We start from the raw sequence: 5,263 nt of genomic DNA, 5'->3' as shown, positions 1-5,263 counted from the left end.
TGGTGCTGGCATGCTGTGATCCTCCCGAACAGAGTGAATCACAAATCGAAGTTTTGGGGAATCTCATAGATTCAAACTTTGATCGAAACGCTTTAGCATGTCCAAGTAGGCACCGCCGCGGTGTAGGATGATCTTACCCGCCCAGAGCTCCTCGGCGTTCTTGTCACCGAAGACCTCGCGCATTTCCTCGTTTGGGTAGCGTAGGATATCGCAGCCCCATTGAGGGTGTTCTGTGTAAATGTAATTCACGTGCATGGCGTATAGTCCTCTCCTTTCTTGTACCTTCTACACATGGCTTGAGTTTGGGTTATCCGGTACCGCGCAATGCCATACCCATCCGCACAATCAAGGGCTTATAGGTGTCATTCCGTTGATCTCGTGAGTGCATGAGGGCCCGCTTAGTATGGCGAGCGCGCGCTTTCAAACAAGAGGTGCCTTGCTTGCTGATGCCGTCTATTCCCGGCTGCTATCGTCTCGCGACCGCTTTGGGCTGGGTTCAATTGCGTCCTACCGCACTCCCCAACAAATGACCCCGCACTTCTGGCGCGACAGAAACAGGCTGGTTCGGGCAGATTATCGCTATGCTCAGTGGAGCTGCGGTCTCCTCCTCCAATCGCAGTCAAGCCGCGCAAAACCACCTGCACAATCCCATACCATGCATACGCTACCCCGGCTTTTGGGTCCTTCCGGGCCGCAATCGTATGCGGTGGGGCTTTGCGCACCAGATCGCCAGTCACAGAGGAAAATTTTGGGTTCGCACTGTGGGTTCGTGGTTCGCACCTGGCGGAAACGAATGAAAGCGCTGCATTGCAACATTCCTGATTAAGGCACTGTTGAATCAAGAATTTCTGCAACGGCGTTCTTACTTCGAAATCAGCTCAAGGGTGCGAACCTAGAGTTTTGGGTTCGCAGCTTAGGTTCGCACTTAAGGTTCGCGGGTTCGCACCCTGAATTCCATGGTTCGCACTAGGCCAACAGGAGCTGACCTTTGCAAGTCGAGATGATGTCTATCGCAGCACTGGTGCCTTATGCGCGTAATGCAAGAACGCATCCCGATTGGCAGATTACCCAGATTGCAAGTTCCATTGCTGAGTTTGGTTTTACCAATCCGATCCTGATTGGTGCTGACAACGACATCATCGCCGGCCACGGACGCTTACTGGCAGCACAGCGTTTGGAACTCCCTGAAGTTCCCGTCATCCGGCTATCGCATCTAAACGAGGTGCAGCGTCGAGCTTTAATCATTGCTGATAATAGGATCGCGGAAAATGCCGGTTGGGATGAGGCCTTGCTTCGCGAGGAACTGGCTGCGCTTAGTGACGACAGCTTCGATCTGGATGTGCTGGGGTTTTCCGATGAGGAGCTTGGCGAACTTATAGGGTTTGGAGGCGAAGACACTCCACCACCTCCACTGGGTGACGAGGACCATGTTCCCTCACCAGAACCGGTTCATGCCTCCGTGCCTGGTTGCACCTGGCTACTAGATGAACACCAGATCATGTGCGGTGACAGCACCTCGTCAGAGAACATGAGCAGGCTATGCGATGGTGCGTTGGTCGATGCTGTCTGGACGGATCCGCCCTACAACGTCAATTACGAAGGTGTGGCAGGAAAGCTCAAGAACGATAATCTCAGCAAAGAGGCTTTCCGCAAATTCTTGTTAGATGCTTTTTCCTGCACCTCAGCTGTGATGCGTGCTGGAGCGCCCATCTATGTGGCTCATTCCGAAACTGAAGGCGTGAGTTTCCGTCGAGCCTTTGTTCAAGCTGGCTTTAAACTCTCCAGCTGCCTCATATGGGTCAAGCCCGCCCTCGTTATCGGACACGCAGATTACCAATGGCGTCATGAACCCATCCTTTATGGCTGGAAACTTGGAGCCTCTCATAGCTGGTATGGCGGACGCACCAACACAACTGTATTCGAGGACAATGGCAAATCCTTGCGGGTAATGCCGGACGGCAGTCTGCAGATTGATTTGGGGGATCAGGTGGTCATCGTTGATGGGGAGAAGATGACCATGCGTTCGCTTAATAGCACCGTCATTCATCATGACAAGCCGGTCAGAAGCACAGAACACCCAACAATGAAGCCCGTATCTCTGATCCAGCAAATGCTAGAGAATTCAACTGAGCACGGCGATCTTGTGTTGGATCCCTTTGGCGGCTCAGGCTCCACACTGATTGCCTGCGAAAAGCTAGGGTGCAAAGCACGGCTGATGGAACTTGATCCGAAATTCTGCGATGTGATCGTTACTCGCTGGCAGGAATACACCGGCAAACAAGCAACGCTTGCAGATGATGGCCGCTGTTTTAATGACATCAGAGCATTGGTCAGTGGTTAAAGCCTGTGAGCAATACAGCCCAAACGACCAATCAACGGACCAGACCCATGGGATTATCTCGGCGCGCATATGCGCAGCATCGCAAAGCTTTGGGTTTACCCGGTGCGACCGATATGGCCGTTCGCAAAGCAATTCAATCCGGCAGGATCACGGTTGAAGCCGATGGCAGCATTGATCCAGCTAAAGCAGACGCGCAGTGGGCAGCATCAACAGACAGTGCGAAACGCAGACAGCCCAAGCGCTCAGGGACACGTCCGTCCGAACCTAAGGCAGCTCCTGCCATTTCCGAAGGTTCCGATCCCATCGGTGCCTCCCAAGGCATCACCTACGCCAAGGCACGGGCAGCCAATGAAGCGTTGAAGGCACAACGCTCCAAACTGCTTCTGCAACAGCTTAAGGGTGAGCTCATTGATCGTCGTGCGGCGGTGAACCATGTGTTCGATCTGGCCCGTAAGGAACGGGATTCCTGGCTGCAGCTACCGGCCCGCATTGCCGCCAATATGGCAGCTGAACTTGGCGTCGATGCCCACAAGATGGAGTTGCTGCTTGATGAGGTTATTCGCGATCACTTAGCCCGGCTTTCGGAAATCAAGATAGAGCTCGGTGGGTGAGTATCAGGGCACAAGTGACATTCAAACCGCCTGGCTTTCGGGACTGGCACCAGATCCAGCCCTTACGGTTACGCAGTGGGCTGATGCCAAACGCTATCTGTCCTCAAAGGGCGCAGCAGAGCCTGGCAAATATGCAAGTTCGCGCACGCCGTTCATGCGCGCCATTATGGATGCGCTCTCGCCCAGTCACTGGGCTCAGAAGATCATCTTTGCCAAATCCGCTCAGGTTGGCGCGACGGAGGCCGGCATCAACTGGATCGGGCACACCATGGAGGTGGCGCCCGCTCCGTTTTTAGCCGTGCAAGCCAATGAGACCACCGCCAAGCGGTTTTCCCGCCAGCGCGTCGATCCAATGATTGAGGCAACACCTACCATTCGGGAGATCGTAGCCCCGGCCAAGTCACGGGACAGCGGCAACACGCAATTGGAAAAGAGCTATCCTGGCGGGCATCTCTTCATTGCTGGCGGCAACTCGGCGGCAGGCCTTCGCTCCATGCCAATCCGCTATGTGCACCTGGATGAGGTGGATGCTTACAAAGATGATCTGGATGAGGAAGGTGACCCAGTCACGTTGGCTGAAGCACGCACCCATACGTTTGGCCAGCGCAAGAAGATCTACATCTCGTCCACGCCCACTATCAAGGGAGCTTCGCGCATCGAAGCAGAGTTCGAGCTTTCTGACCAGAACCGCTACTTCGTGCCCTGCCCTCATTGTCTGGGCTTACAGGTTCTAAAATTCGAACGTCTCAAGTGGGATTGGGGCACCCCGCGTTCCGTACGCTACCTCTGTGAGCATTGCGACCAGCCAATCGAGGAACGCTTTAAGACCTGGATGATGGATCTAGAGAATGGCGCGTGTTGGCAGCCGACCGCAGATCCGGAATTGATCGCCAAGGCCCATGAGGCCGGTATTGTCGGGTTTCACATCTCGGGGCTTTATTCTCCCATTGGCTGGCTCTCCTGGGAGGCAATTGCCCGCTCTTGGGAAGCGGCCCAGGGAAAAGATGCATTGCTCAAGGCGTTCAAGAACACCACCCTTGGCGAGACCTGGGAAGAGCAAGGCGAAGCGCCGGATTGGCAAAAGCTTTATGAGCGCCGGGAGAGCTTTCAGCTTGGCACAGTTCCGGAAGGCGGTCTTGTGCTGACCATGGGCGTTGATGTGCAGCGTACTGGACGGTTGGAAGCGGATATCTGGGCTTGGGGCCGAGGTGGAACAAGCTGGCTGGTAGATCACATCACTCTGGATGGAGATGTCACAAAGGACAACGTTTGGGTTGAGCTCACCGAGCTTTGTGCCAGCACCTGGCCACACGCAAGCGGCGTGCCCATGTCCCTTGCCCGTGTGGGCATTGATACAGGTGACGGCATGACGGTGGATTCCGTTTATGCCTGGGTGCGCAAGATGGGTCGCGGTCAGGTGATCGCCCTGAAGGGCCGTGGCGGCTTTGACCGCATCGCGCCCGTTGATGGGCCCAGCTATGTGGATGTGACTGAGGGCGGGCGCAAAGTCTCCCGCGGAGTGGCTCTTTGGAATGTGGCAGTTTCCGTCTTCAAGTTAGAGACCTATCGCTATTTCCGCTTAAGCGTACCAACCGACGAAGACCTTGCTCTTGGCAAAACCTATCCCGATGGTTTCATCCACGTGGGTCAGGGTGTCAGCGCTGAATGGTTCAAGCAGATAACTGCCGAGCAGCTGGTTCAGCGCAAGAACAAGCGCACGGGCTTTGCAAAATCCGAATGGATCAAAACCCGTGAGCGTAACGAAGCTCTTGATTGCCGGGTCTATGCCCGAGCTGTGGCCTGGCTGCTGGGCATCGATCGCTGGGATGAAAGCCGTTGGCAGGATCTGGAAGCGCAGCTAAGGCAAGCTCAACAATCTACCCCAGAACCAGCAGGCCAACCGCGCCGGGAGCGCCAAGCTCGCAAGGCCAAGCAGAACACCTGGTTTGGCAAACAACAGAGGAACTGGTTTAAATGAGCTGGACACCGGCAGAGCTAGTAGCCTTGAAGAAAGCCTATGCAGCCGGGGCTACCCGTGTGTCTTATGAAGGCAAAACGGTTGAGTATGACAGCGGCGCTCAACTTCTGGCCCGGATCCGCATCATTGAAGCGGAGATTGCAGCGACAAGTGGTAAGAAAAAGCCGGTAGCAGGGTTTGCCCGCTTTACCCGCGAGATCCGATGAGAAACAGATCGGTGCAGGTACCCTTTACCTGGACCGATCGGGCGCTGGCTCTGTTCTCCCCCACGCGGGCGGCAAAGCGCTATGCCAGCCGGGCAACCCTTGCCAACCTGCGCCGGCTTTATGAAGG

General features: G+C 55.3%; 5 protein-coding genes. 4 read left to right on the top strand and 1 reads right to left on the bottom strand.

All coding sequences use genetic code 11. The features are described 5' to 3' along the window. Positions 1-63: 63 nt before the first annotated feature. Complete coding sequence (locus tag PPL9_RS18310) at positions 64-255, bottom strand: hypothetical protein (RefSeq protein WP_057464040.1); 192 nt, start codon at positions 253-255, stop codon at positions 64-66. Positions 256-988: 733 nt separating this feature from the next. On the opposite strand from PPL9_RS18310, the gene PPL9_RS18305 reads away from it, so the two are divergent. From PPL9_RS18305 to PPL9_RS18290, 4 genes are read left to right on the top strand one after another with little or no spacing between them, the layout of a single operon-like run. Then, complete coding sequence (locus tag PPL9_RS18305; protein WP_152986753.1) at positions 989-2,341, top strand: site-specific DNA-methyltransferase; 1,353 nt, start codon at positions 989-991, stop codon at positions 2,339-2,341. Between the two features lie 47 nt (positions 2,342-2,388). Beyond that, a complete protein-coding gene (locus PPL9_RS18300; RefSeq protein WP_057464038.1) occupies positions 2,389-2,952 on the top strand; it encodes a hypothetical protein in 564 nt (187 codons plus the stop codon). Beyond that, positions 2,945-4,930 (top strand): phage terminase large subunit family protein, encoded by a 1,986-nt coding sequence (locus tag PPL9_RS18295; protein WP_200962337.1) that lies wholly within the window; start codon positions 2,945-2,947, stop codon positions 4,928-4,930. Before PPL9_RS18300 ends, PPL9_RS18295 begins: the two co-directional genes overlap by 8 nt. Continuing rightward, complete coding sequence (locus PPL9_RS18290) at positions 4,927-5,136, top strand: hypothetical protein (RefSeq protein WP_057464037.1); 210 nt, start codon at positions 4,927-4,929, stop codon at positions 5,134-5,136. The genes PPL9_RS18295 and PPL9_RS18290 overlap by 4 nt, the downstream gene beginning before the upstream one ends. Positions 5,137-5,263 lie beyond the last annotated feature (127 nt).

Source organism: Pseudovibrio sp. POLY-S9, from assembly GCF_001431305.1.
GTDB lineage: Bacteria > Pseudomonadota > Alphaproteobacteria > Rhizobiales > Stappiaceae > Pseudovibrio.
Note: the sequence above shows the minus strand (reverse complement) of the source record. Positions and strands in the feature narration are given on the sequence as shown.

Bases quoted from the DNA above. Each gene is read 5' to 3' on its own strand.
- PPL9_RS18310 (WP_057464040.1), bottom strand. From the start codon at position 255: ATGCACGTGAATTACATTTACACAGAACACCCTCAATGGGGCTGCGAT.
- PPL9_RS18300 (WP_057464038.1), top strand. From the start codon at position 2,389: ATGGGATTATCTCGGCGCGCATATGCGCAGCATCGCAAAGCTTTGGGT.
- PPL9_RS18290 (WP_057464037.1), top strand. From the start codon at position 4,927: ATGAGCTGGACACCGGCAGAGCTAGTAGCCTTGAAGAAAGCCTATGCA.